Genomic DNA, 23,670 nt, shown 5'->3' with positions numbered 1-23,670 from the left:
CAACGAGCCGGAACAGACCGACCCACGCCGGGTCGACCCGTTGTCCGTGACGGCGGCTCAGCGCGGCGGTTCGTCCTCGCCGGCGGCCTCGGCGGCGTCCGCCTCCTGCTTGGTGTGGTGCACCGCCTGGTCGGCGTGCTCCGGGGGGCCGTAGACGGTGTAGAGCACGAGCGGGTTGGGGCCGGTGTTGACGAAGTTGTGCTTCGTGCCGGCCGGTACGACCACCAGGTCGCCCTGGACGACCTCACGCTTCTCACCGGCGACCCGGGCCTCGCCGGTGCCACTCACGAAGGTCAGGATCTGGTCGATCCCCTCGTGGACCTCCTCGCCGATCTCGCCGCCCGGCGGAATGGTCATGATCACCAACTGGGTGTTCTGCCCGGTCCACAGGACCCGCCGGAAATCGGGGCTCTTCTCGGCGACGGTCGCGATCGTGAAATGCTCCATGACCGCCTCATACCCGTTGCGACGCCGCGCCACGCCGGGACTGTCAGATGGTGGAATTCCCCACTCGGTGGAGGTTTGGATCCGCGTCGGGCGGGGATCGACAACTTCGACCGGCACTGTGGCCGGTCGAGCCAGGTCCCCGCTGGCGTACCGCCGTACGGCTGCGTTGGTGGGAGACGGCCAGAGCGCGGCGACGTTCCGACCGAGGTCGGGCGGCGCCGTGCGCTCGTCCGCGCCGAGGTCGGCGTGCCCTGCGGCGTCAGGCCGGCACCGAGGTGGAACGGGCCACGCAGGTCGAAGCAGCGCGGTCAGTCGTCCGGCTCGGAGACCGGCTCGCCACCCAGGCAGCGCACCTTCAACTCGTGCTCCCCCGCCGCCCCCTCGAAGCGGACCTCCACGTCGTCGTCCGGCCCCCGGTCGACGTCCCGCACCCGGAAACCCTGCGCGGGCGCCCAGGACACCAGCCGTACGCCCTGCGGGGTGCACTCGGCGACCGCCGAGCCGCCGGCGGTGGCGAAGCTCCGCCGGACGCCCGCGCCGGTCGACGCCACCGGCGGGGCGGACCCGGAGGCGGACGGAACGTCAGCCGTCGGCGCGGCGGTCGACGGGGCGCTCGGCGGGGGCACCGGGTCGGCCTCCAGCGCGCGGGCGATCTCCTCCTCGCTGCGCACCCCGCCCGGCGTGCCGGTGATGCTCTCCCCCACCAACCGGATCGCACCCACCCCGATCAGCGTGGCCACCGCGGCGGTGGCCAGCCACCCGGCGACGACGAGGAGCGAACGGCGAGGCATCCACCGAGTCTGCCCGACCGGAGGTTGGCACCGGCACAGCGGGACGCTAAGGGACGGTTAACGGCGCTGCCGCCCGCCTCGGTCAGTGGTTAACCTGCGAGGGTGGCCCGCCTGCTGCTCATCGAGGACGACCTCACCATCCGGACGCCGCTGATCCGGGCGCTGCGCGAGCGGGGGCACGCGGTGGCGGCCGCCTCGACCGCGATGGCCGGGCTGCGCGACGCCCTCGACGACCGGCCCGACCTGGTCGTGCTCGACCTGGGTCTGCCCGATCTGGACGGTCGGGAGCTGCTGCGGATGCTGCGCGCGGTCAGCGCGGTGCCGGTCATCGTGGCCACCGCCCGCGACGACGAGACCGAGATCGTCCGGGTGCTCGACGCGGGCGCCGACGACTACGTGGTGAAGCCGTTCACGGCCGCGCAGCTCGACGCCCGGGCCCGCGCGGTGCTCCGCCGCGGGCCGTCCGGCGCCGGCGCACCCGACCCGACGCTCGTCGTTGGCGGGCTGCGCGTCGACCCCCGGTCCCGGCAGGTGACGCTCGACGGCGCGCCGGTCGAGTTGACCCCGCGCGAGTTCGACCTGCTGCACCACCTCGCCGCCCGCCCCGGCCAGGTCGTCACCAAGCGGGAACTGCTCACCGAGGTGTGGCAGATCCCCTACGGCGGCGCCGACAAGACCGTCGACGTGCACCTGTCCTGGCTGCGCCGCAAGCTCGGCGAGACGGCTCAGGAACCGCGCTACCTGCACACCGTGCGCGGCGTCGGGGTCCGCCTCGACCCGCCGGGGGCGACCGGGTGAGGGCCCGACTCGCCCTGCTGGTGGCCGCCGTCAGCGTGCTCACCCTCGTCGCGTTCCTGGTGCCCCTGGCGTTGCTCGTGCGGACCGTCGCCGAGGACCGCGCCACCGTCCGGGCCACCGCCGACGCGCAGAGCCTCGTGCCCGTCGTGGGCACCGCCGACGCGGCGACGATCCGGCTGACCGTCGAGCAGCTGGCTGCCGACTCCGGCCGGCCGGTGAGCGTCTACCTGCCCGACGGCACCGTGCTCGGCGCGCCCGTGCCGCGTACCGCGGCGGTGGCCCTCGCCTCCCGCGGCCAGAGCCTCACCGGCGAGTCGGCGGCGGGACGCGAGGTCGTCATCGCCGTACAGGGCCGGTCGGACGGCACCGGCGTGATCCGGGTGGAGGTGCCGCGGGCCGAGCTGACCGCCGGGGTGACCCGGGCCTGGCTGGTGCTCGCCCTGCTCGGCCTGCTGCTGGTCCTGATCGGGCTGCTGGTCGCCGACCGGCTGGCCCGCACCCTGGTCCGCCCCATCGACGCGCTGTCGGCCGTGTCGCACCGGCTGGCCAACGCGGAGCTGGACGCCCGGGTCACGCCGTCCGGCCCGGCCGAGCTGCGCGAGGTGGCCGGCGCGCTCAACCACCTCGCCGGCCGGATCCAGGTGCTGCTGGTGCAGGAACGCGAGCAGGTGGCGGACCTCTCCCACCGGCTGCGGACCCCGTTGACCGCGCTGCGGTTGGAGGCGGAGTCGCTGCGTGACCCGCAGGACGCGGCCCGGGTCACCGCCGCCGTCGACGGGCTGGAACGGGCCGTGACGGGTCTGATCCGGCAGGCCCGGTGGCGACGGTCGCCGGAGGCGGGGCCGGCCGGCTCGGACGCCGCCGAGATCGTCGGCGAGCGGGTCGCCTTCTGGTCGGTGCTCGCCGAGGACACCGGGCGCGCGCTGACGCTGGACCTCGCGCCCGGCCCGCTCCCGGTCGGCGTACCCGGCGACGAGTTGGCCGCGGCGGTGGACGCCCTGCTCGGGAACGTCTTCGCGCACACGCCGGACGGCACCCCGTTCACCGTCCGGTTGGCCCGCGACGAGGGCCAGGTGGTGCTGACCGTGGCCGACCAGGGGCCGGGCATGCCGGTCGACGCCGTCCGCCGGGGCGCGAGCGCGGCCGGCTCCACGGGCCTCGGCCTGGACATCGCCCGCCGAGCGGCGCAGGCCGCGGGTGGCCGCCTGGAGCTGCGCGGCGGCGGGAACGGCGGGGCCGAGGTGCTGCTGCGGTTGGGCCCGCCGACGGCTTAGCCCCGCCTTAACGTCCGCACAGCGCGGTGCTATCCCCGCACCGCCGATCCTCGGAGACAACAACCGAGGAGAGGTGGACATCATGAAGCGCAGCGCGATCCTCCTGGCGTCGGCCGGCGGCGCCGCCGTCCTGGCCGTGGCCGGAGTGGCCGTCGGGGTCACCGCCGCCGACGGGGACCGGGCCCGGGGCACCACCCTGGCCGCCGCGACGGTCGACCCGACCGACACGGCCACCCCGACGGACCGCGCCACCCCGGACGACAGCGCCACCGCCGGCACCCCGAGCGGCACCCCGACCACCGGTGGCACCTCGGCCCCGCCCGCCGGCACCGGCGGTGACCGGGTGGACCAGCAGCGGGCCGGCGAGATCGCGCTCGCCCGGGTGGGTGGTGGAGAGATCGTGGAGATCGAGGCCGAGCAGGAGCACGGCCGCCCGGTGTGGAGCGTGGAGATCATCAACGGGAACACCGAGCACGACGTCGACGTGGACCGGGACAGCGGCGCGGTGCTGCGGGCCGAGCAGGAGGCGGCCGACGACGATGACGATGACCGTCACGGCGACCGCGACGACGATGACGACAAGGACGACGACGACTGATCCGGCCACCCCTCGGCCCGCGCGCACTCCGCCCCGGTCCTCCCCCAGCGGGAGGACCGGGGCGGCCGCGTCCGCGGGTCGGCGCCGGTCCCGACCGGCGGTGGTGGTGTCGGGCATGCGAACCGCCGGGGCCTGTCAACGGATCGACATGTCTGGCTACCCTGAACTATGGTGCCCGCCCACGAGGGCCGGGCGGCGGAACCGCTCTACCGCCCTGTCCTCGCCTGTCGACGGGGTGAGTTGGAGGCCCTGGCCCACCTCGACGCCACCGCCGCCGCGCTGATCGCGCCGGTCCTCGACGCCACCGTCGTCGACCGGTCCATGGTGGACTCACTGGCCCGATTACCGGCCGAGCTGCTCCCGGCCGTCGACGTGTCCGCGCTGCCGGCCACGCCGGAGACCGACCCGGTCCGCTGGGGCGTACCGCTGGTGCCGGTCGTCGGGCTCGCCGAGAGCGACCGGCGGCTGGCCGCGCACGGCGTCACCGCCCGGGCGTACGCGCGGCGGGCGGTGATCCGGTTGCGCGCCGGCCGGGACCGGAGCGGCCCGGACGCGACGACGTCGGCGGTCGAGCGGATCTGGCGCGGCACCGCGCTGGTTCCCGAGCAGTGTGACCTGCTGGTGGACGCCGGTGACGTGTGCTGCCCGGCGGACGTCCGGCTGGCCGAGGCGCGGGTACGCCGGCTGCTGGACTGGGCCCGGCGGCACGCCTGGCGGACGGTGACGGTGGCGGCGGGCGGCCTGCCGCCCACCCTGAACCGGCTCGCGGTCGACGAGCCGGTGCGGTTGGACCGCTGGGACTGGTTGCTCTGGCAGCGGCTGGCCGACCTCGGCGCAGGCTACGGAGACTACGGCGTGGGCCCGGCGCTGCCGGGGGCCGGGCAGCCGGGCGACCGGCTGTTCACGCTCTGCTACACCACGGACGGCGCGTGGTGGATCTACCGCTGGTCGCGGCGGGGCGGCCGGGGCGACGACCGGTTCGCGGACCTGTGCCGCACCATCGTGTCCGCCCCGCACTGGCCCACCGACGGGGCGTCGTTCTCCTGGGGCGACCACGAGATCCTCCGCCGTGCCCGACGGGTCGCGGGCGCGGGGTCGGTGAACAGCTGGACGGCCTGGGGCACCTCCCACCACCTGGCGGAGGTGCTGGCCGCGCTGCGGCACCCGGCGCGGCACGCCCCACTCGGGCCGCGCCGGGCCGGGTCGGCCGGTGGTCGGCCGACCCGGCCGCCGCGTGGCGGCGAGAGCCGGCGGGCCGGCTGACGCGCCCTACTGCTTCTCGGTGAACCCGAACTGGACGATGCCTTCGTCGTCGACCGTCGCGTCGACCGAGGCGTCGCCGAGGATCTCGGCGGCGTCGGCGTCGAGGAAGATGCGCGCGCCCTGGTTGTCCACCACCTGGTCGCCCTGGACCGGCTCGGAGACCAGCTCCACGGTGAGCGAACCCGCGTCGGCGTCGGCGGCGATGCGCACTCCACCGTCCTCGGCGACGTCCTGCTGGTTGGCGAGGTCACGGATGACCAGGACGGCGTTGTCGGTCATGGTGAGCATGCGGAACTCCTCGTGGATTCTCTCGGATCGCGGTCGGAACGGCGCAGACCGGGAATGGCCCGCGTCCGGGGCGCACGTGGGAGGTGGTCGCGGCCCGACCTCGTCGCGACCGCGTCGGGGCAGCGAGAAGGGGCCCCTCACCGCCTACGGTGCCCGCTGCCGGGCCATCCGTCAAATAGAGGCCCGTCAGTCGAGAGCGGCGTCCCGCGCGAGCAGATCGCGAATTTCCCGCGCCGCCGCGCGGCCGGCCCGGTTGGCGCCGATCGTGCTGGCCGAGGGCCCGTACCCGACGAGGTGGATCCGCTCGTCGGCGACCACTCGGGTGCCGTCGAGGGTGATGCCACCGCCCGGAGCGCGCAGCCGCAGCGGGGCGAGATGATCGAGCGCGGCCCGGAAACCGGTGCACCAGAGGATCATGTCGGCGGGCACGAAACGACCGTCGTCCCAGGTGACGCCGTCCGGCGTGATCCGGTCGAACATGGGTAGACGATTCAGCACGCCCCGCTCGCGGAGGCGGCGCACCTCGGCCGTGACCGGCAGTCCGGTGACCCCGACGACGCTGGTCGGCGGGCGTCCCGTGCGTACCCGCTCCTCGACCAGGGCGACGGCCGCACGGCCCTGCTCCGGGCCGAACTCGCCGTCGCGGAAGTCCGGCGGCCGGCGGCTCACCCAGGTCGCGTCGGCGGCGACGGTGGAGACCTCGCCGAGCAGTTGGACGGCGGACGTCCCGGCCCCGACCACGACGACCCGCTTGCCGGCGAACTCGGCCGGCCCCCGGTAGTCGGCGGTGTGCAGTTGGCGGCCCCGGAACGACGCCCGGCCGGGGTAGTGCGGCCAGAAGGGGCGGGTCCAGGTGCCGGTGGCGTTGACCAGGGCGCGGGCGGTCCAGCTGCCCTGGTCGGTCTGCACGTCCAGCCGGCCGTCGGGCAGCGGGTGGACCGCCGTCACCCGGACCGGGCGGCGCACCGGCAGGTCGAACTCCCGCTCGTACGCGGCGAAGTAGTCGGTCACCACCCGGGCGGCCTGCTCGTGCGGGCCGGCCGCGGGGAAGGGCATCGCGGGCAACTCGTGGAAGCCGTGGACCCGCTCGACGGTCAGCGTCGGCCAGCGGTGCCGCCACGCCCCGCCCGGGCCGTCGTCGGCGTCCAGCACGACGAACCCCGGGCCGGGGGCGAAGCCGGTGCGGCGCAGGTGGTACGCGACGGAGAGGCCCGCCTGACCGGCGCCGATGACCACCACGTCGACGGTGCGAGGGTCCATGTCCCGTGCAACAGCGACGGCCCGAGGGCTGTGCCCGTTGTCGCCGTCACCCCGATCACAGCCTGCCCGGGTGCTCGCTAGCCTTTTTCCCTGACATCAGCTGTTTTGTCCATAAGCTGACACCATGACAGACTTCCGCCGCTACGTCGCCGAGTTCATCGGCACCTTCCTGCTGGTCTTTTTCGGCGTGGGCAGCGCGGTCGCGGCGCGGGTCCAGGGCGGCGTGGTGGTGGTCTCCCTCGCCTTCGGGCTCGTCCTGCTCGCGCTCGTCTACACCATCGGTCCGCTCTCCGGCAGTCACGTGAACCCGGCTGTCACCCTCGGCGTGCTGATCTCCGGCAAGATCTCGCTGGTCGGGGCGGTCGCGTACTGGGTCGCGCAGTTTCTCGGGGGCATCCTCGGGGCGTTCCTGCTGTGGGTGCTCACCCGATGGGGTGACGTCGTGGACCAGACCGGTGCGCTCGGCAGCAACGGCTACGGCGCGCACATCAACCGGGGCGGTGCGGCCCTGCTGGAGCTGGTGCTGACGTTCCTGCTCGTGCTGGTCGTGCTCGTGGCGAGCGCCCGGCTCGATCACGCGGCCGTCTCCGGCGTCGCGATCGGTCTGGCGCTCGCCGCCACGCAGCTGGTCGGCCTCACCCTGACCGGCGCCTCGGTGAACCCGGCCCGGTCTCTGGGCCCGGCGCTCTTCGAGGGCGGCGTGGCGCTGCGCCAACTGTGGGTGTTCATCGTCTTCCCGCTGCTCGGCGGGGCGCTCGCCGCGCTGGTGGCGCCACTGATCATCCGTGGCGACGGCCGCTACTGGGGTGGCGAGGAACGGCCCGAGCGGCCGGGCCCGGCGGTGCCGTCGGCCTGATCCCGCCACCACTCCGGGGCGGTGCGGCGAAAACTTTCGGTGCCAGCCCTTTCCTGGCGATAATCTCCATGACAGCATCGGCGGATGCATCGACGTCTCTTCCCCCGGTCGCTCGCGCTGGTCGCGCTGGTCGCCGTCACGGCCACCGTCGGCGCCTCCGGGGCCACCGCCGACGCACCGCCACCGGCGGTCACCCGGCTGCACGCGACCATCGACGCGGTCCTCGCCGACGCGCGGCTGGCCGGGGCGCAGGCCTCAGTGGTCGTCGTCGACACCACCACGGGTCAGAAGCTCTACGACCGCAACGGCGACCGCCGGCTGGTGCCCGCCTCGAACACCAAGCTGCTCACCTCCACCGCCGCCCTGGCGCTGCTCGGGCCCGGCCACCGCCTCACCACCGACGTGCTCGGCGGCGGCCAGCGACGCGCCGGCGGCGTGCTCGCCGGCGACCTCTACCTGCGCGGCGGCGGCGACCCCACCATGCTCGCCGACGACTACGACGGCCTCGCCAAGCAGGTCGCGGCCGCGGGCGTGCGGGTCGTGACGGGCGACCTGGTGGCCGACGACACCCGCTACGACCGCAACCGGCTCGGGCCGGACTGGACGTGGGACGACGAGCCGTACTACTACGCGGCGCAGGTCTCCGCGCTCACCGTCGCGCCGGACACCGACTACGACGCGGGCACCGTGATCGTCCACGCGGCCCCCGGGCGGACCGCCGGCTCCCCGCCGGTCATCACCACCACCCCGCCGACCGACTACCTGCGGTTCGAGAACCGCGCCGAGACGGTCGCCGACGGGGAGACGTCGATCTCCTTCACCCGCGAGCACGGCGGCAACACCGTCGTGGTCACCGGAAAGATCGCCGTCGGGGACGAGCCGGCCAGTGACTGGGTGCCGGTCTGGGAGCCGACCGGGTACGCGGCCGACGTGTTCCGGGCGGCGCTGCGCCGCCACGGTGTGCGCGTTCTCGGCGAGACGGTGCTGGGCCGGGCCACTCCCGCGGCCGCGACCGCCGTGGCCCGGCACGACTCCATGCCATTGGCCGAGCTGATGGTGCCGTTCCTCAAGCTCTCCAACAACGGCCACGCCGAGGTGCTGACCAAGGAGATCGGCCGGGTACGCTCCGGCGCCGGCACCTGGTCCGCCGGGCTCTCGGCCATCAACGGGTACGCCGCACGCGTCGGCGTGGACACCGGCGCGCTGCGCCAGCGCGACGGCTCCGGGCTCTCCCGGCGCAACCTCGTTGCGGCGGACGAGTTCGTGGACCTGCTCGCCGCCGTGCGCGCCGAACCCTGGTTCGACGCCTGGTACGCCGCGCTCCCGATCGCCGGCGAGGCCGGACGCTTCGTGGGTGGCACGCTGCGCAGCCGGATGGCGGGCACCGCCGCGGCGGGGAAGGTGCACGCCAAGACGGGCAGCCTCACCGGGGCCTCCGGCCTCTCCGGCTACGCGACCGACGCCGACGGCCGGGTGCTGGCGTTCTCCATCCTGCTCAACAACTACCTGACCTCCTCGGTGAAGGGGCTGGAGGACCAGATCGCGGTCGCGCTCGCCTCGTACAGCGAGAAGAGCACGACCGCGGCGCGCGTCTCGCCTTCCGCGGTGCCCGACGCCGCCGGGCCGGAGGGGTTGGAGTGCTCCTGGGTCAAGCCGATCGCCTGCTGAACCGCCGCGTGGGCCGGGGCGGCCCGGCCCACGCGGACCCGGCGGCGGACCGCCCGGTCAGGCGACGGGCCGGGTGGGCACCGGCGCCGCCGGGTCCCCGCGCTCGATGAGCGCGGCGATCTCGGCGTCGCGCAACCCACGCAGCGCCAGCACCCGGGTGCCCCAGCGGTGCAGCCGGCACGGGTGCGGGCTCGCGTCGTTGCGGCAGACCGTGCCGCCCGACCAGCGCCGCGGCGCGTGCACCACGACCGCCCGCACCGCGAACTGGGCGTCCTCGCCGGTCACGTACGGCGGCAGCGGGATCTCCCGGAGCACGTCGCCGGGCGGGTCTCCCGCACCGGTCGGGGTGCTGGGACGGGCTCGGCGGACGGTGCTGCTGCTCATCTGCGGTGCCTCCACACAGGACGGTCAGACGGGGACAGCAGAAAGTTACGCCGACATGGACGCAGCGCGACGGACAAACTGTCCCGGCCGTCTAGACCCGTTCGAGCACCACCACCGGGATCTCCCGGTCGGTCTTGGTCTGGTAGTCGTCGTACGCCGGCCAGATCTTCGCCATCGTCGCCCACAGCCCCGGCCGCTCCCGGTCAGTGGCGGTGCGGGCCCGCGCGGTGAAGCGCTCGCCGGCCACCTGCACGTCCACCTCCGGGTTCGCGAGCAGGTTGAGATACCACGCCGGATGCTCCGGGGCACCGCCCTGCGACGCGACGACCAGATAGTCGTCACCGTCGCGCCCGTAGATGAGGGCGGTGCGGCGCAGCTTGCCGCTGCGCCGGCCGCGAGTGGTCAGCAGCAGCGTGAAGACGCCGGGCCGCCATTCGTGCCCGTCGGCCCCGTCCGTGTCCAGGTAGCGGCGGATGTGGTCGGCGACCCAACCCGCCGGGCTGTCCAAAACCTGCTCGCTGGAGGTCATCGGCACGCTCCTCTTCGGCTGCTCGCGGTCGTCGCGCCCACGCTACTCCGGCGGGCCCGGGTCGGCCCGCCGAAGCGCGTGGGCCGGCGGAGCGCGCGCGGCGGAGGCGGGAACGCGGACCGCCGAGGCGCCGGCCGGTCAGCGCAGCGCCACAGCCTGCAGGCCGACGTTGCCGCAGCCCCGGCCGAAGACCGCCTCGGTGGTCCAACTGATCAGCAACCGGGCCCCCTTGGGGGCGCGGAACCGCATCGTGAACTCGGCGCTGCGGCTGGTGTGCGGGTCCTCCAGGCGCAGGGTCGTGGCCGGACCACCGGTCGAGAGGCGGACCTCCAGCCGACCGCGGGCCATCCAGAGCCCGGCGTAGAGCCGCACCGTGCGGAGCTCACCGCTGCCGGCGACGGCCAGCGAGAACCCGTTGCCGGCGCCGCAGGTGAAGACCCCCGTCGAGGTGGCGTGGGCCGACCGCACCGACCCGCCGTCCCGCCAGCTGAAGACCTCCTGGTTGCCGTCCCAGTTGCCGCGCCGGCCCCGCCCGCCCTGGTCGAGGATCTCGCCGGTCCCGCCCCGCTTGCGCACCGTCGAGTTGCCCCGCAACCCCCAGTGCACCCAGTCCCGGGAACCGGCGGCGGTCAGGTCGACCTCCGCCGGGATGTCCCGCTGGCTGACGCTGAGCTGCGGCGACGCGGACGCGGACGCGGGGGCGCTCGGGGTCGGGCTGGGCGGCGGGCTCGGCGGGCGCTGCCGGGGCCGCAGACCGGGGGCGGCCGGCCCGGGGTCGCTCCGGTTGGCCTCGACCGCCGGATAGCCGGTCGGACGACCGACCTCCGCGGGCACCCCGGCGGGCGGCTCCGGCTCGGAACCGGGACGGGTCCCGACGTACGCGAGCAGGCCGGTGAGGCCGGTCAGCAGCACGAGCCCGGAGAGCACCCAGCGCCGCGGCGCGCCCGGACGGATCGACCGCCCGAGGGCGGCGCGCGCCCGGCGTGCCACGGATGTGTTCGACCGGTGTCGGGCGGCTGTGGCGGCGGTGCGACGGCCGGCTCCCCGACCGGACGCATCCGTGCCCGTCCGGGTGAAGTCCTCCTCCGCCACCGGCCCTCCACATAACACCGGCCGCCTCCGGACCGGTGGCGTGCGTGACCCGCACGGCTCGCCCGCCGCGCATGGCTCGATCCCACCGGAAACCGGACGGTCGACGTGTCCAGTCCGTCAGCGCACGGTAGCGGACATCGACCGGAAGCGGAATCGCGGGCCGGGTACGGAAAGGCGTGCGCCGACGCGCGGACCCTCAGCCGACCTCGAAACCCAGCGCCCGGGCGATCAGCACCGCCTGCTCCTGATCCACGATCGCGCCGGCCCGCTCGACGGAGAGCGGGTCGAGCGCGCTCAGGTCGCTGCCGCGCAGGTCCGCCCCGCCCAGGCGGCACCCGCGCAACTGCGCGCCGGAGAGGTCCACCCCGGTGACCGTTGCGCCGGTCAGGTCGGCCCCGGTCAGGTCGGCCTCGCGCATCCGGACGTCGGTGAGGCGTATGCCGCGAAGGTCGGCGCCGGGCAACCCGACGAAGGACCAGTCGCCTCCGGAGACGGCCAGCGGACGCAGGTCGCACTGCTCGAACGTGCTGCCGACCAGCTTGCAGCCGGTGAAGTCGGCCTCGAAGAGGTTGCACCGGGCGAACGTGCAGCGGGTGAACGCCGAGTCGGTGTGCCGGGAGGCGTTGAACTGCACGTTGCCGAAGGTGCACTCGGTGAAGACCGCGCCGCGGCTGACCGCCTCGGTCAGGTCGACCCAAAAGAACTCGCAGCGGACGAAGCGTCGGTCGGCCAGATCCTCCGCGTACCAGTCCTCGTCGCGGAAGGTCGTGTCCTCGGTCAGCTCCGGCATCCGGTCAGGCTAGTGGGCACCACCGACGGTCTGACCCTTCCGGTACGGCCGAACCGGCGAGTAGGTTCGGCGACGTGAGTGTGGCGCGGAGCATCGACCCGGACCAGATCGGCTTCGACCCGGCGCGGCTGGCGCGGATCGACGAGCACTTCGGCAGATACGTCGACGACGGCCGGCTCGCCGGCTGGCAGACGGTGGTCACCCGGCGCGGCGAAGTGGTCCACTCGACCACGTACGGGCTGCGTGACGCCGAGGCCGGAGCGCCGGTCGAGGCCGACACGCTGTGGCGGATCTACTCGATGACCAAGCCGGTCACCTCGGTCGCCGCCATGATCCTGTGGGAGGAGGGCCGGTTCGAGCTGACCGACGAGATCAGCCGCTGGCTCCCCGAGTTCGCCGACCTGCGGGTCTACTCCAAGGGGTCGACGCTCAAGCCGTACACGGTGCCGGCGGTCGAGCCGATCCGGGTGTGGCACCTGCTCACCCACACCGCCGGCCTGACGTACGGCTTCATGCAGACCTCGGTCGTCGACGGTCTCTACCGGGCGGCCGGCTACGACCTCTACCCGCCCTCCGATGTCGACCTGGCCACCGCCTGCCGGGCGTTCGGGGAGCTTCCGCTGCTCTTCCAGCCCGGCACGGCCTGGGGCTACTCGGTCGCCACCGACGTGCTGGGCCGGCTCGTCGAGGTGGTCTCCGGGCAGAGCCTCGACGCCTTCTTCGCCGACCGGATCTTCCGGCCGCTGGGCATGACCGACACCCGCTGGTACGTCGACGGCGACGAGGCCGCCCGGCTCGGCGCCCTCTACGCGCCCGACCCGCACACCGGCCGCGCGGTCCGCTTCGACCGGCTGGGCGCCCTGGCGTACGACAAGCCGGCCCTGCTCTCCGGCGGCGGTGGCCTGATCTCCACCGCCGGCGACTACCACCGGTTCACCCAGATGCTGCTGCGCGGCGGCGAGCTGGACGGTGTGCGCGTCCTCGGCCCGCGCACCGTGCGGTTCATGACCCGCAACCACCTGCCCGGCGGGCAGGACCTCGGCACCCTCTCGACCGGCGGGTTCGCCGAGACCACCCTCGACGGCATCGGCTTCGGGCTGGGCTTCGCGGTGGTCGACGACCCGATCCCGAGCCGGGTGCCGAGCAGCGTCGGCGAGTACTACTGGGGTGGGGTGGCGAGTACCGCGTTCTGGGTCGACCCGGCCGAGGAGATCACCGCGCTCTTCTTCACCCAGCTGATGCCGTCCAGCACCTACCCGATCCGGCCGCAACTGCGTCAACTGGTCTACTCCGCGCTGGTGGACTGAGCGCGGGTTCTGCGGGTAACGGCACCCGCCGGCCGGCCGGTCAATAGCCTGGGGAAGGGGTTCACGTCCGGCGGGAGGCGGCCATGAGCAGCATCGTCGTGTTCGGCGCGGGCGGCACCGCGGGGTCCCGGATCACCGCCGAGGCGATCAACCGGGGGCACCGCGTCACCGCCGCCGTACGCCGTCCGGAGGCCACCTCGTACCTGCCGACCGGGGTGCGGGTGGTCACCGGCGACGCGACCAGCGAGCGGAGCGTACGCGAGTTGGCGCCGGAGGCGGACGTCATGGTGGTCGCCATCGGCGGCGACGGGCACGACCTGTGGCAGGACGCGGCCCGGACGCTGGTCACCACGCTGCGCGACCTGCCGGACCCGCCGCGGATCATCCACGTGGGCGGCGGGTCGACGCTGCTCACCCCGAAGGGCACGCCCTTCCTGAACGAGCCGGACTTCCCGGCCGAGTACCGGGACTCGGCCCGGGGACAGGCCGCCGCGCTGGCCTACTACCGCACCAGCGGCGACGGGGTGACCTGGACGTACGTGTCACCGCCACCGCTGGAGTTCCACCCGGGCGAGCGGACCGGGCACTACCGCACCGGCACCGACGAGCCGGTGACCGACGACCAGGGGCGCTCGGTGCTCACGTACGAGGACCTGGCGGTGGCGATCGTCGACGAGATCGAGAACCCGCGGCACGAGAACACGCGCTTCACCGCGGCGTACTGAGGCGCCAGGGGCCGAGCGGACGGCAGCGTGATCAGTCGGCGAGGCGGGCGGGGAATCCCCCGGTGGCGATCGGCCCCCACCGGTCGATGGTGACCCGGATCAGCGACTTGCCCTGCCGGAGCATCGCGGCCCGGTACTCGTCCCAGTCGGGGTGCTCGCCGGAGATGCAGCGGAAGTATTCGACCAGCGGTTCGAGGGCGTCCGGGAGGTCGAGCACCTCGGCGGTGCCGTCGACCTGCACCCAGGGGCCGTCCCACTCATCGGAGAGCACGCACACCGACACGCGCGGGTCGCGGCGGACGTTGGTCGCCTTCACCCGCTCCGGATAGGTGGAGATGACCAGCCGCCCGGCCGTGTCGACCCCGGCGGTCACCGGCGACGCCTGGGGACGACCGTCCGCCCGCTTGGTCATCAGGACCACCCGGTGCCGGGGGCGGAGGAACTCGACCAGGGCGTCCCGGTCGACGCGGGTGTTCGTCGCGATGCTGCGTGCCACGTCTCGTTTCTACCAGGGCGACCGGTCGCCGCGACCGACGGTCGCCGCGTCCGACGGGTCGGCGGGGTCGGGTGCGCTGCGTGGCCGACGGTCAGCGCGGGCGGTGCGCGGCGTGGTCGGCGCCCGGTTGGGCGGGCACCCGGGGGCGGGCCGAGGGCCGCCAGGCGCGGCCGTTGGCATAGATCACCCGGAAGCCGAGATACGACGCGAGCGGCGCCCAGTGCGCCGACCCCATCCGCAGTTCGGCCGCGTTGTGCCGCTGCCCGTTGGCCAGCACGTCGAGGAGCACCGTTTCGAACGCCGCCGATTCCACCCAGTCCACATCGCGGGTAAAACCGCAGATCAGAGCCGCTCCGGTGATGTCGAGGAATTCGCGGAGCGCGGCGTCGGAGGCGCGCAGCACGGAACAGCTGCCGAAGTAGAGCCGCCGCCCCTCGCACCGCCCGGCCATCAGTTCGGCGACGTCGGCGAGGTCGACGGAGTGCCAGTCGGTGAGGCGCAGCCGGCTCGGTTCCCCGTGCATGGCGAAGAACCCGACCCGGTGGTCGGCGTACTGCTTGAGCAGCCAGCGGTCCAGGAAGTAGAAGAGCTCGTCCCGGGTCGCCGCGTCCTTGTGGATGAATCTGATCTTGCCTAGTCGTTCGAGCAGTTCGAGCGTGGGCAGCACCGAACCGCGCTCGTTCAGGTCGCGGTGCCACTGCCCCTCGACGCAGAAGACGCCTCCCCGCGCCACGTCCACCTCCGCCAGTGCGCCAGCCCGGACGCTGACGTTACCGGCCCGGTCGGGGCCGGGAACATCACCCTCAGTGGGGCCGTACGCGACGTTCGGTGCGTTTCGCGTCGTCCTTCCGCGCTGCGTGGGGAATGGCTGTTTCGCAAATCAGCCGAATTCACAGAGACCACTCAGCAACCGGAAATCATGAGGACAATTCTCGTTATTCACCACCTATGGCAGTGACTGGTGCGAGGGTGGGAATCACGGGACGTCCCGGGCGATGTCCTGAAAGCCACCCCAATCGCTCTCCTATCGGGAGGACTTCTGTGCGCGTAAACACCTTGCAGCGGGCTGCCGTCGCCTTCGCCCTGGCTCTGCCGGGCGCCGCGATCGCCGCGGTGGTCGCCGCGCCAGCGGCCCACGCCGACGGCTGCTACACCTGGAACCGCAACCTCTATCAGGGGCGGTCCGGAACGGATGTCCGCCAGCTGCAGATCAGGGTCGCCGGCTGGGCTGGCAACCGGGACATCGTCGAGAACGATGGGATCTACGGGCCGAAGACCGCCGCCGCGGTCAAGCGCTTCCAGCAGGCGTACGGGCTGCGCGCCGACGGCATCGCCGGCCCGCAAACCTACGCCAAGCTGTACGAACTGCAGGACGACGACTGCACGCCACGCCACTTCAGCTACAGCGAGATGGACGACGGCTGCGGCCGTAGCGGGTGGAGCGGGGGCCCGCTGCCGGCCGCCGAGACCCGGCAGAACGCGCTGCGCACGATGTGGAAGCTGGAGGCGCTGCGCCGCAGCCTCGGCGACAAGCCGCTCTACGTCAGCAGCGGCTTCCGCAGCCGGGCGTGCAACGACCAGGTCGACGGCGCCTCCGACAGCCAGCACCTCTACGGCAACGCGGCGGACGTCGTCTCCCGCACCTCGTCGCTCTGCACCGTGGCCCGTGCCGCCCGCAACAACGGCTTCAGCGGCCTCTACGGGCCGGGCTACCCCGACCACGACGACCACGTGCACGTCGACTCGCGGCGGGAGAACAACCGGGACGACAGCTCCAACACCTGGAGCTGGTCCGCGCCGGACTGCGGAATCGGCTCCGGCAGCGACTGAGCAGGGCAGCCGGTCCGACGCCGGCCCGGTGCGGGTGGGAACCCCGCACCGGGCCGGCGCCGTCTTCCCGGGCGCGCCGCCGACGGCCGTACCTCCGTCAGCTCGCGCGGGGCCAGCGCGGGGCGGTGGCGGGGGCCGGGCGGCCGGCGCCACCGCCCCGCACCACCGGGCGTACGCCGGCCGGCCGCGCCGGACCCGTGGCGGTGAAGGGGAAGGGCACGTGCACGAACGGGTTGCCGTGTCGGATGAGCGCGTCCACCTGACGGTCGTTGAGCCCGTGGGCGAGCAGCACCCGCCGCCCCCAGCGGTGCAGCCGGCACGGGTACGACGCGCCGTCGTTGCGGCACACCGGCCCCGACGGCCACTCCTCGGCTGTGTGCACCACCACCGCCCGGACCGCCAACCGCACGTCCTCCGGGGTCAGCGACGCCGGCACCGGCACCTCGCCCAGCACCCGATCGATGGGATCCGTCGACTGCTCACCAACTCGCACGGCAGACCTCCCACAGTTCGGCAGCGGTGCGGCGGGCCCGCCGCACCCGCATCCTCGGGCAGTGGTACGGCCACCGACGGCGAGAAGTTCAATCGGGGTAAGCGGCCAGCAGATCCTCCGGCGCCAGCACGCGGACCCCGTCAGTGGTCGCCCCGCTGCCGATACTTCCAAAAATGGAACAACCAGGGGTGAGTGTCTCGCCGTCGGGCGCCGAGCGATGTCAGACCAGGCCGGCGTCGTGCACCAGCAGGGCCACCTGCACCCGGTTGTTCAGGTCCAGCCGGGTGAGCAGCCGCGAGACGTACGCCTTGACCGTCGCCACGCTCATGTACAGGTCCGTGGCGATCTCCGCGTTGGTCCGCCCCTGCCCGAGCGCCACGGCCACCTCCCGCTCGCGGTCGCTGAGCCCGGCGAGCAGGCGCAGCGCGCGTTCCCGGCGCGGGTCGGGCCCCCCGGGCACCGGGCCGGTGACGTGCGCGATGAGCGTCCGGGTGACCGCCGGTGAGAGGGTCGCCTCACCCGCCGCGACCCGGCGCACCGCCTGGACGATCTCCGCGGGTGGGGTGTCCTTGAGCAGGAAGCCGGCCGCGCCGGCGCGCAGCGCCCGGAGCACCTGCTCGTCGGCGTGGAAGGTGGTCAGCACCAGCACCTCGGGCGGGTGCGGCTGCGCGCGCAGCGCCTCGGTCGCGGCCAGCCCGTCCACCCTCGGCATCCGGATGTCCATGAGCACCACGTCCGGCCGGGCGGCGGCGACCGCGGCCGGGACCGCGCCCCCGTCGGCGGCCTCCCCCACGACCCGCAGGTCCGGCACCCCGCCGAGGATCATCGACAGACCGGCCCGGACCAGCGCGTCGTCGTCGACGATCAGCACCCGCACCGGCTCGCCGCCGCCCGACGCGGTCACGCCGGCCACGGCAGCCACGCCGCCAGGCGGAAGTCGCCGGAGTCGTCCCGCCCGTGTTCGAGTCGCCCGCCGGCCAGGGTGACCCGCTCGGCGATGCCGACCAGGCCGGTGCCGGAGCCCGGCAGCTCCGGGGCGCCCACCCCGCCGACCGGCCACCGGTTGCGGACCTCCACCGTGAGTCCGGCACCCGGCCCACCGGCGAGCCCGACGGTCACCACGGCTCCCGGCGCGTGCTTACGGGCGTTCGTCAGCCCCTCCTGCACGATCCGGTACGCGCTGCGCCCCACCGCCGCCGGCACCGCCGCCGGGGCGGCCACCAGGTCACTGGCGTTGACCCGGACCCCGGCCGCGCGGGACTCCTCGATGAGGCCGGGCAGGTCGTCCAGGGTGGGCTGGGGGCGTTCCGGGTCCTCCTCGCCGCCGCCGTCGGCCCGCAGCACCCCGATCACCGCGCGCAGGTCCTGCAACGCCGCGTGCGCGCTGCCCCGGATCACCCCGGCCGCCTTCGCCACCTCCTCCGGCGGCGCGTCCGGGCGGAACTCCAGCGCGCCCGCGTGCAGGCTGAGCAGCGAGATCCGGTGCGCCAGCACGTCGTGCATCTCCCGGGCGATGCGGTTGCGCTCCACCTGCCGGGCCTGCGCCACCCGCAACTGCTGCTCCGCCTCGGCCCGCTCGGCGCGCTCCCGCAGCGACACCACCAACTGCCGGCGGGCCCGGACGAACATCCCCCAGGCCAGCACGGTCGCGCTGATCACCACGCCCCAGACAGTGGCCGCCCAGTAGGGCATGGTCGGCTCGGGGCGGAGGTAGCCGAAGGCGAAGTTGGTGACCAGCCCGGCCGCGGTGATCGCCAGCGCGTGCGCGGTGCGCCGGTGCACCACCACGGTGAAGTAGAGGATCACCAGCGGGGCGGCCGCCGCCATCGAGAACGCGGTCAGCGGCAGCGTCGCCACCGCCAGCCCGAGCGGCCAGCGCCGGCGCACCCAGAGCAGCCCGCAGCAGACCAGCCCGACCAGCGCGTCCGCGACGATCATCCAGCCGTACGGCAGCCGGGCGGCGAGCTGGGGGGCCGGGGTGAGGGCGTCCAGCGTGGCGAAGACCACCCACCAGAGGCAGAACACGAAGGCCACCACGTCGACGATCCAGTCACGCGTGGTGCGGCGCGGATGGGTCCGCTCCCGGTCGACCGGCACGGCGATGGCCCCGGGCAGCAGCCAGGGGTGCTCCGGCACGGCGGCGCTGGTCACGCGCCCATGCTAGGCAGCCGGTGCCGGCACCAACCAGCTACCAAAGTCGAGACCCCGGCGTAGACCAAGGTCGGTGCGGGCGCCGACCGCCGGCCGCAGCGGACGACCGGGTGGCGCCGGCAGGCTCACCGGCATGATCAGCGTCGAGCACCTCAGCAAACGGTACGGCCGGCACACGGCCGTCGACGACGTCTCGTTCCGCTGTGAGCCCGGCACGGTCACCGGGTTCCTCGGGCCGAACGGCGCGGGCAAGTCCACCACCCTGCGGATGATCTGCGGTCTCACCCCGCCGACCGCCGGCCGGGCCACCATCAGTGGGCGGCCCTACCGGCAGCTGCCCAACCCGGGCCGGGAGATCGGCGTCCTGCTCGACGCCTCGGCCCAGCACGCCGGCCGCAGCGGACGGGAGGCGCTGACCGTCGCCGCGTACACGATGGGGGTGGACCGGCGGGCGGTGGCCGCGAAGCTCGACCTGGTCGGGCTGGACGGGGCGGCCACCAGGCGGCGGGTCCGGGCGTACTCGTTGGGTATGCGCCAGCGGCTCGGCCTGGCGCTGGCGCTGCTGGGCGACCCGCGGGTGCTGATCCTCGACGAGCCCGCCAACGGGCTCGACCCGGAGGGGATCTTCTGGATGCGCGGGCTGCTGCGCGACTTCGCCGACCGGGGCGGCACCGTGCTGCTCTCCTCCCACCTGCTGCGCGAGGTGGAGGCGGTCGCGGACCGGCTGGTGGTGATCGGGGGCGGCCGGATCGTGGCCCAGGGCGACAAGACCGAGCTGCTCGCCGGTGGCGCCACCCTCGTGCGAGCCCGGGACAGGGCGGCGCTGCGCCGCGCCCTGGACGCCGCCGGCCTCGCCGCGACCGACGGCACGGACGGGCTGCTGGTCCGCGCCGACGGCGAGGCCGTCGGGCAGGCCGCCGCGACCGCCGGGGTCGTGCTGACCGAGCTGCGCCCCGCCGACGGCGGGCTGGAACAGCTCTTCCTCACCCTCACCGCCGCCGCCGAACCGACCGAGGAGGCCGGGAAGTGACCACGACCGCCGCGACCGGCGCGCCCACCGTCGCGCCCGAGCACCACCGGGGCGTACGCCCGCCGTCCCTGCTCCGGTTGACCGGGGTGGAGCTGCGCAAGCTCGCCGACACCCGGGCCGGGCTCTGGCTGCTCATCACGATCGGGCTGACCACCGCCGTGATCGTGGTGCTCCAACTCGCCTACGCCGACGAGGCGGACCAGACGTTCGCCACGTTCTTCGTACCGTCGCTGTTCCCGGTGGGCCTGCTGCTGCCGGTGCTGGGCATCCTCTCCATCACCGCCGAGTGGTCCCAGCGCACGGCGCTCGTCACGTACGCCCTGGTGCCCCGCCGGGAGCGGGTGGTCGCCGCGAAGCTGGTCACCGTGGTGCTCGCGGCCCTCGCCTCGGTGCTGGCGAGCCTGGCGGTGGCCGCCGCCGGGACGCTGGTCGCCGGTGCCATCGGCGACGGAGGTCAGTGGCGGTTCGACGAGACGCTGCTCCTGAACGCCGTCGTCTTCCAGGTGGCGAACGTGCTGATGGGTGCCGGCTTCGGCCTGCTGCTGCTCAACACCCCGCTGGCGATCGTGAGCTACCTGCTGCTGCCCACCGTCTGGTCGATCCTCGGCGAGGTGGTGCCCGCGTTGCGGGGTCCGGCCGGCTGGTTGGACACCGGCCGGACCATGGAGCCCCTGTTCGGCGGTGACCTGACCGGTGAGCAGTGGGGCCGGCTGGCCGTGTCGCTGCTGGTCTGGCTGGCCGTGCCGCTGGCCGCCGGGCTGGTCCGTACGCTGCGCCGCGAGGTGGCCTGACGATGGACGGCGCGCCGGGCACGCGTACCACGGTCAGCGGCGGGGCGAGCGAACTGGTCGTCCTGTGGGGCGGGTTCCCGCTGCTCGGCGCGGGTGCCGGCGCCCTGCTGGGACGGACGGCAAGCTGGGTCGCCGACCTGCCCTGGGCGCCGATGCAGGGGTTGTTCGAGGCGCTGTCCCGGCTGCCCCAACCGGAGCTGACGATCGGGGCCGCGCTGCTGGGGGTGCTGGGCGGCGGGCTGCTCGCCTCCGCCGGCACCGCCCAGCGGCTCATCGTCCGGGTGGACCGCGAGCGGGTCGGCCTGCGCCGCGACGGGCGGCAGCGGGAGGTCCCCCGCCGGGACGTCCGGGTGGTGCTCGTCGACGGCCGGGACCTGGTGCTGCTGGACGCGGACGGCGGCGAACTGGTCCGGGAACGATCCGACCTGTCCCAGGACCGGCTGCGCGCCGCCTTCCGGAGCCACGGCTGGCCGTGGGCGGAGGAGGACCCGCACCGGGCGGCGTACCGGCTGTGGGTCCCGGGGCTGCCGGGACTGCCGGTCGGCGCCGACGCCCTGCTGCGCGCCCGCCAGGACGCGGTGAGCCACGACCGCCGCGACGACGCGCGGGAGCTGCGCCGCGAGCTGGGCCGGATCGGCGTGGTCGTGCGGGACGAGGAGCGCCGGCAGCAGTGGCGCCTGACCACCCGTGCCGTCGTCCCCGACGCCGAGCATCCGACGCCGGCCGTCGAACCCGAGACCGACCGGCGCTGAGCTGCTGACCGCGGCGGGCGGTTCGCGGCGGGCGGCGGCGCGGCCCTCCGGCGACGCGTTCGGCGGCGTCGCGGCCCCGGCGACGCGGCTGGCGGCGGCGACGCGGCTGGCGGCGGCGACGCGGCCCTCCGGCGACGCATTCCTCGGAAACGCCATGACTCAGAGGCATAAACATGCCTCTGAGTCATCGGCCTTGTCGGGACATCCGCTTCGGCCGAGGCATCCCGATCGAGCGGGACCCGCCCGGAGCGAGGCGAGGCGGGCGCAAGCAGCGGGCCGGTGCCGCCCGCCCTCAAACCTGCGGGCCGACCGGCCCGGTCGGCGTGGACGCGGGGGCGGTGGGTCGCCCGGTCAGGGCCGGCGGCCAGGCGAGCAGCACCGACATCCCGAGGCCGGCGAGCACCCCGGCCAGGGAGAGCAGGACGTCGGAGTCGGCGGAGTTGATCGGGCTGTTGCCGGCCAGCGCGGTGATCGGCGCCGCGACGGGCAGCATCATCATCGCGACGGCCGCCACGAGCAGCATCGCCATCGGGCCGACCAGCGTCGCGAACGCGGCGAGCGCATGCCGGCCCCAGTCCGGCCGGCCGTACGGCCAGTCCCACGCCACGAAGGTGAGCCCGGTGAGCAGCACCCCGCCGAGGAGGACCGTAGGCAGCAGGCGTCCGTCCACAGGGGAGACGGTGCGTACCCAGCCGATGGCGAGGAACGTCACCGTGGCCGTGGCGACAGCCGACCAGCGCCGGGGCCAGGTCGGGATGGGCGCCGCCGCCACCGCGCAGCCGAGGGCCACCACAGCCAGCAGCGCGGCCGTGGCGAACGCCGACGGGTTCAGCTCCGGCTCCCGGTCCGTCGGCGACTCGATCCCGGCGGCCACCAGGGTGAGTACCCCGGCCACGCAGGCCGCGACGGCCAACACCCGCCGGTGCGCCCCGCCGACCGGAGACTCCGCGGCGGACGGTCGTGCGGCGCGGCGTACCAGAAACGGCACCAGGGCGGCGAGCACCGCGCAGCCGCCGACGGCGAGCAGCACGGTCGGCCCAGCGCCGGTCGGGTCGGCACGGTCGACCGCCACGTCGGCCGCGACCCAGCCACCGCCGAGCAGCACGGCGGGCCCGACCCAGCGCCGGTCGCCGCGCCCGGCGAGCACCAACGCCAGCACGACCGCGACGATCGTGGCGAACCGCAGGTCGCGGGCCCAGTAGGCGTTGTTGCCGGGAAGGCTCTCCGACCAGGGGCCGATCGGCTCGGTCAGCGGTTGCAGCACGGTCATGTTGACCGCCCACAGCACGACGGCGGCGGTGGCGAGGAGCAGCCCGAGCAGGCGCGCGCAACGCATCACCGCACGGTAACCGCCGCCCGCCCGGCGCGCTGACCCCCGCCCGGCGCCTAGGCTGGCGGCAGTCGGCCCGTCGAGGAGGCGCCATGACCGTCTACGTCGCGCTGCTGCGCGGGGTCAACGTCGGCAGCACCCGGCTCGCCATGGCCGACCTGCGCCGGATCGTCACCGACCTCGGGCACGCCGACGCGCGGACGTACCTGCAGAGCGGCAACGTGGTGTTCGCCAGCGACGTACGGGACGCCGGGCGGCTGGCCGCCGGCCTCGAGCGAGCGCTCGCCGACGACCTGGGCCTGACCGTCCCGGTGCTGGTGCGCAGCGCCCGGGAGTTGGCCGCGCTCGCCGACGGCAACCCCTACGCCGCGCGGGAGGACGACCCGACGAAGCTGCTGGTGGCGTTCCTCGCCAGCACCCCGAAGCCCGCCGTCGTGGACGCGCTGACCGTGCCCGACGGGGAGGAGGTGAACTTCACCGTCACCGGGCGGGAGGTCTACCTGCACTACCCGAAGGGCGGGTACGGCCGGTCGAAGTTCACCAACGCGTACCTGGAGAAGAAGCTCGGGGTGGTGGCGACCACCCGCAACTGGCGCTCGGTGCGCGCGCTGGCCGACCTGGCGGCCGGGCGCCAACCCGCCCGATAGGTGTGATCACCCGGCGGGCGCCTGTGGCCCGGATCACCGGCCGCGAGTCCGTGAGTCCGCGCGCGGCGGGTATGGGGCGG

Annotated in this window: 27 protein-coding genes; 13 read left to right on the top strand and 14 right to left on the bottom strand. The window is 74.5% G+C overall.

Annotated features, from left to right (window positions below; translation table 11 throughout):
• Nucleotides 1-57: 57 nt before the first annotated feature.
• Nucleotides 58-447 carry a cupin domain-containing protein gene (locus ACIBTV_RS16660; protein WP_396705708.1) on the bottom strand — a complete coding sequence of 130 codons (390 nt, stop codon included), beginning with the start codon at nucleotides 445-447 and terminating at the stop codon, nucleotides 58-60.
• A 308-nt stretch (nucleotides 448-755) separates the two neighbouring features.
• Complete coding sequence (locus ACIBTV_RS16655) at nucleotides 756-1,238, bottom strand: septum formation initiator (RefSeq protein ID WP_396705706.1); 483 nt, start codon at nucleotides 1,236-1,238, stop codon at nucleotides 756-758.
• 102 nt (nucleotides 1,239-1,340) lie between these two features.
• On the opposite strand from ACIBTV_RS16655, the gene ACIBTV_RS16650 reads away from it, so the two are divergent.
• The 4 genes from ACIBTV_RS16650 to ACIBTV_RS16635 all read left to right on the top strand — a co-directional run bounded on the left by ACIBTV_RS16650 (nucleotide 1,341) and on the right by ACIBTV_RS16635 (nucleotide 5,171).
• On the top strand, nucleotides 1,341-2,036 hold the full coding sequence (locus tag ACIBTV_RS16650) for a response regulator transcription factor (RefSeq protein ID WP_396705704.1): 696 nt from the start codon (nucleotides 1,341-1,343) through the stop codon (nucleotides 2,034-2,036).
• On the top strand, nucleotides 2,033-3,310 hold the full coding sequence (locus ACIBTV_RS16645) for a sensor histidine kinase (RefSeq protein ID WP_396705703.1): 1,278 nt from the start codon (nucleotides 2,033-2,035) through the stop codon (nucleotides 3,308-3,310). Before ACIBTV_RS16650 ends, ACIBTV_RS16645 begins: the two co-directional genes overlap by 4 nt.
• Before the next feature lie 82 nt (nucleotides 3,311-3,392).
• Nucleotides 3,393-3,908, top strand: coding sequence for a PepSY domain-containing protein (locus ACIBTV_RS16640; protein ID WP_396705701.1), 516 nt, complete (start codon nucleotides 3,393-3,395; stop codon nucleotides 3,906-3,908).
• Nucleotides 3,909-4,076: 168 nt separating this feature from the next.
• On the top strand, nucleotides 4,077-5,171 hold the full coding sequence (locus ACIBTV_RS16635; RefSeq protein ID WP_396705699.1) for a beta family protein: 1,095 nt from the start codon (nucleotides 4,077-4,079) through the stop codon (nucleotides 5,169-5,171).
• Between the two features lie 6 nt (nucleotides 5,172-5,177).
• Here the strand turns inward: ACIBTV_RS16635 and ACIBTV_RS16630 are convergent, their stop codons facing one another.
• Nucleotides 5,178-5,459, bottom strand: coding sequence for an adhesin (locus tag ACIBTV_RS16630; RefSeq protein WP_396705697.1), 282 nt, complete (start codon nucleotides 5,457-5,459; stop codon nucleotides 5,178-5,180).
• Between the two features lie 186 nt (nucleotides 5,460-5,645).
• Nucleotides 5,646-6,719, bottom strand: coding sequence for an FAD-dependent oxidoreductase (locus ACIBTV_RS16625; RefSeq protein WP_396705696.1), 1,074 nt, complete (start codon nucleotides 6,717-6,719; stop codon nucleotides 5,646-5,648).
• 124 nt (nucleotides 6,720-6,843) lie between these two features.
• On the opposite strand from ACIBTV_RS16625, the gene ACIBTV_RS16620 reads away from it, so the two are divergent.
• Both ACIBTV_RS16620 and dacB read left to right on the top strand, forming a co-directional pair.
• Nucleotides 6,844-7,575: an MIP/aquaporin family protein gene (locus ACIBTV_RS16620; protein ID WP_396705694.1), complete on the top strand. Its 732-nt coding sequence runs from the start codon at nucleotides 6,844-6,846 to the stop codon at nucleotides 7,573-7,575.
• A gap of 84 nt (nucleotides 7,576-7,659) precedes the next feature.
• Nucleotides 7,660-9,243, top strand: a complete 1,584-nt coding sequence (dacB, locus tag ACIBTV_RS16615; RefSeq protein ID WP_396705693.1) for a D-alanyl-D-alanine carboxypeptidase/D-alanyl-D-alanine-endopeptidase — start codon at nucleotides 7,660-7,662, stop codon at nucleotides 9,241-9,243.
• A gap of 57 nt (nucleotides 9,244-9,300) precedes the next feature.
• Here dacB and ACIBTV_RS16610 read toward each other — a convergent pair whose 3' ends face one another.
• The 4 genes from ACIBTV_RS16610 to ACIBTV_RS16595 all read right to left on the bottom strand — a co-directional run bounded on the left by ACIBTV_RS16610 (nucleotide 9,301) and on the right by ACIBTV_RS16595 (nucleotide 12,038).
• Complete coding sequence (locus ACIBTV_RS16610) at nucleotides 9,301-9,627, bottom strand: hypothetical protein (protein WP_396705691.1); 327 nt, start codon at nucleotides 9,625-9,627, stop codon at nucleotides 9,301-9,303.
• Nucleotides 9,628-9,718: 91 nt separating this feature from the next.
• Complete coding sequence (locus ACIBTV_RS16605) at nucleotides 9,719-10,156, bottom strand: nitroreductase family deazaflavin-dependent oxidoreductase (RefSeq protein ID WP_396705689.1); 438 nt, start codon at nucleotides 10,154-10,156, stop codon at nucleotides 9,719-9,721.
• A 138-nt stretch (nucleotides 10,157-10,294) separates the two neighbouring features.
• Nucleotides 10,295-11,146 (bottom strand): hypothetical protein, encoded by an 852-nt coding sequence (locus tag ACIBTV_RS16600; protein WP_396705687.1) that lies wholly within the window; start codon nucleotides 11,144-11,146, stop codon nucleotides 10,295-10,297.
• A 298-nt stretch (nucleotides 11,147-11,444) separates the two neighbouring features.
• The gene (locus ACIBTV_RS16595; RefSeq protein WP_396705685.1) at nucleotides 11,445-12,038 is read right to left on the bottom strand and encodes a pentapeptide repeat-containing protein; all 594 of its coding nucleotides are present in this window, start codon (nucleotides 12,036-12,038) and stop codon (nucleotides 11,445-11,447) included.
• Between the two features lie 74 nt (nucleotides 12,039-12,112).
• Here ACIBTV_RS16595 and ACIBTV_RS16590 point away from each other — a divergent pair, with 74 nt between their 5' ends.
• Both ACIBTV_RS16590 and ACIBTV_RS16585 read left to right on the top strand, forming a co-directional pair.
• On the top strand, nucleotides 12,113-13,345 hold the full coding sequence (locus ACIBTV_RS16590) for a serine hydrolase domain-containing protein (protein ID WP_396705683.1): 1,233 nt from the start codon (nucleotides 12,113-12,115) through the stop codon (nucleotides 13,343-13,345).
• Nucleotides 13,346-13,428: 83 nt separating this feature from the next.
• Complete coding sequence (locus tag ACIBTV_RS16585) at nucleotides 13,429-14,070, top strand: NAD(P)-dependent oxidoreductase (protein ID WP_396705681.1); 642 nt, start codon at nucleotides 13,429-13,431, stop codon at nucleotides 14,068-14,070.
• Nucleotides 14,071-14,101: 31 nt separating this feature from the next.
• On the opposite strand, the gene ACIBTV_RS16580 is transcribed toward ACIBTV_RS16585, so the two are convergent.
• Nucleotides 14,102-14,566: a PPOX class F420-dependent oxidoreductase gene (locus ACIBTV_RS16580; protein ID WP_396705679.1), complete on the bottom strand. Its 465-nt coding sequence runs from the start codon at nucleotides 14,564-14,566 to the stop codon at nucleotides 14,102-14,104.
• Between the two features lie 91 nt (nucleotides 14,567-14,657).
• Nucleotides 14,658-15,299: a DUF6642 family protein gene (locus ACIBTV_RS16575; RefSeq protein ID WP_396705677.1), complete on the bottom strand. Its 642-nt coding sequence runs from the start codon at nucleotides 15,297-15,299 to the stop codon at nucleotides 14,658-14,660.
• Nucleotides 15,300-15,607: 308 nt separating this feature from the next.
• On the opposite strand from ACIBTV_RS16575, the gene ACIBTV_RS16570 reads away from it, so the two are divergent.
• Nucleotides 15,608-16,396 (top strand): D-Ala-D-Ala carboxypeptidase family metallohydrolase, encoded by a 789-nt coding sequence (locus ACIBTV_RS16570; RefSeq protein ID WP_396705675.1) that lies wholly within the window; start codon nucleotides 15,608-15,610, stop codon nucleotides 16,394-16,396.
• Nucleotides 16,397-16,493: 97 nt separating this feature from the next.
• Here ACIBTV_RS16570 and ACIBTV_RS16565 read toward each other — a convergent pair whose 3' ends face one another.
• From ACIBTV_RS16565 to ACIBTV_RS16555, 3 genes are all read right to left on the bottom strand, one after another.
• Nucleotides 16,494-16,889, bottom strand: a complete 396-nt coding sequence (locus ACIBTV_RS16565; RefSeq protein WP_396705673.1) for a hypothetical protein — start codon at nucleotides 16,887-16,889, stop codon at nucleotides 16,494-16,496.
• 220 nt (nucleotides 16,890-17,109) lie between these two features.
• Nucleotides 17,110-17,811 carry a response regulator gene (locus ACIBTV_RS16560; protein ID WP_396705671.1) on the bottom strand — a complete coding sequence of 234 codons (702 nt, stop codon included), beginning with the start codon at nucleotides 17,809-17,811 and terminating at the stop codon, nucleotides 17,110-17,112.
• On the bottom strand, nucleotides 17,790-19,040 hold the full coding sequence (locus ACIBTV_RS16555) for a sensor histidine kinase (RefSeq protein ID WP_396705669.1): 1,251 nt from the start codon (nucleotides 19,038-19,040) through the stop codon (nucleotides 17,790-17,792). Before ACIBTV_RS16555 ends, ACIBTV_RS16560 begins: the two co-directional genes overlap by 22 nt.
• 133 nt (nucleotides 19,041-19,173) lie before the next feature.
• Here ACIBTV_RS16555 and ACIBTV_RS16550 point away from each other — a divergent pair, with 133 nt between their 5' ends.
• From ACIBTV_RS16550 to ACIBTV_RS16540, 3 genes are read left to right on the top strand one after another with little or no spacing between them, the layout of a single operon-like run.
• Nucleotides 19,174-20,070 carry an ABC transporter ATP-binding protein gene (locus tag ACIBTV_RS16550; protein WP_396705667.1) on the top strand — a complete coding sequence of 299 codons (897 nt, stop codon included), beginning with the start codon at nucleotides 19,174-19,176 and terminating at the stop codon, nucleotides 20,068-20,070.
• A complete protein-coding gene (locus ACIBTV_RS16545) occupies nucleotides 20,067-20,861 on the top strand; it encodes an ABC transporter permease (RefSeq protein ID WP_396705665.1) in 795 nt (264 codons plus the stop codon). The genes ACIBTV_RS16550 and ACIBTV_RS16545 overlap by 4 nt, the downstream gene beginning before the upstream one ends.
• A gap of 2 nt (nucleotides 20,862-20,863) precedes the next feature.
• A complete protein-coding gene (locus ACIBTV_RS16540; protein ID WP_396705663.1) occupies nucleotides 20,864-21,613 on the top strand; it encodes a hypothetical protein in 750 nt (249 codons plus the stop codon).
• A gap of 292 nt (nucleotides 21,614-21,905) precedes the next feature.
• Here the strand turns inward: ACIBTV_RS16540 and ACIBTV_RS16535 are convergent, their stop codons facing one another.
• Nucleotides 21,906-22,949 carry a hypothetical protein gene (locus ACIBTV_RS16535; RefSeq protein WP_396705661.1) on the bottom strand — a complete coding sequence of 348 codons (1,044 nt, stop codon included), beginning with the start codon at nucleotides 22,947-22,949 and terminating at the stop codon, nucleotides 21,906-21,908.
• An 86-nt stretch (nucleotides 22,950-23,035) separates the two neighbouring features.
• Here ACIBTV_RS16535 and ACIBTV_RS16530 point away from each other — a divergent pair, with 86 nt between their 5' ends.
• On the top strand, nucleotides 23,036-23,590 hold the full coding sequence (locus ACIBTV_RS16530) for a DUF1697 domain-containing protein (protein WP_396705659.1): 555 nt from the start codon (nucleotides 23,036-23,038) through the stop codon (nucleotides 23,588-23,590).
• Nucleotides 23,591-23,670: the final 80 nt, after the last annotated feature.

The organism is Micromonospora sp. NPDC049366, assembly GCF_044466625.1.
In the GTDB taxonomy this organism is placed as follows: domain Bacteria; phylum Actinomycetota; class Actinomycetes; order Mycobacteriales; family Micromonosporaceae; genus Micromonospora.
The sequence above is the reverse complement of the archived record's forward strand: the minus strand, read 5'-3'. Positions and strand labels throughout refer to the sequence as shown.

Coding starts and splice junctions, on each gene's coding strand:
- ACIBTV_RS16585 (WP_396705681.1), top strand. CDS start 13,429: ATGAGCAGCATCGTCGTGTTCGGCGCGGGCGGCACCGCGGGGTCCCGG.
- ACIBTV_RS16605 (WP_396705689.1), bottom strand. CDS start 10,156: ATGACCTCCAGCGAGCAGGTTTTGGACAGCCCGGCGGGTTGGGTCGCC.
- ACIBTV_RS16655 (WP_396705706.1), bottom strand. CDS start 1,238: ATGCCTCGCCGTTCGCTCCTCGTCGTCGCCGGGTGGCTGGCCACCGCC.
- ACIBTV_RS16635 (WP_396705699.1), top strand. CDS start 4,077: ATGGTGCCCGCCCACGAGGGCCGGGCGGCGGAACCGCTCTACCGCCCT.
- ACIBTV_RS16630 (WP_396705697.1), bottom strand. CDS start 5,459: ATGCTCACCATGACCGACAACGCCGTCCTGGTCATCCGTGACCTCGCC.
- ACIBTV_RS16595 (WP_396705685.1), bottom strand. CDS start 12,038: ATGCCGGAGCTGACCGAGGACACGACCTTCCGCGACGAGGACTGGTAC.
- ACIBTV_RS16610 (WP_396705691.1), bottom strand. CDS start 9,627: ATGAGCAGCAGCACCGTCCGCCGAGCCCGTCCCAGCACCCCGACCGGT.
- ACIBTV_RS16535 (WP_396705661.1), bottom strand. CDS start 22,949: ATGCGTTGCGCGCGCCTGCTCGGGCTGCTCCTCGCCACCGCCGCCGTC.
- ACIBTV_RS16660 (WP_396705708.1), bottom strand. CDS start 447: ATGGAGCATTTCACGATCGCGACCGTCGCCGAGAAGAGCCCCGATTTC.
- ACIBTV_RS16550 (WP_396705667.1), top strand. CDS start 19,174: ATGATCAGCGTCGAGCACCTCAGCAAACGGTACGGCCGGCACACGGCC.
- ACIBTV_RS16530 (WP_396705659.1), top strand. CDS start 23,036: ATGACCGTCTACGTCGCGCTGCTGCGCGGGGTCAACGTCGGCAGCACC.
- ACIBTV_RS16620 (WP_396705694.1), top strand. CDS start 6,844: ATGACAGACTTCCGCCGCTACGTCGCCGAGTTCATCGGCACCTTCCTG.
- ACIBTV_RS16540 (WP_396705663.1), top strand. CDS start 20,864: ATGGACGGCGCGCCGGGCACGCGTACCACGGTCAGCGGCGGGGCGAGC.
- ACIBTV_RS16640 (WP_396705701.1), top strand. CDS start 3,393: ATGAAGCGCAGCGCGATCCTCCTGGCGTCGGCCGGCGGCGCCGCCGTC.
- dacB (WP_396705693.1), top strand. CDS start 7,660: ATGCATCGACGTCTCTTCCCCCGGTCGCTCGCGCTGGTCGCGCTGGTC.
- ACIBTV_RS16625 (WP_396705696.1), bottom strand. CDS start 6,719: ATGGACCCTCGCACCGTCGACGTGGTGGTCATCGGCGCCGGTCAGGCG.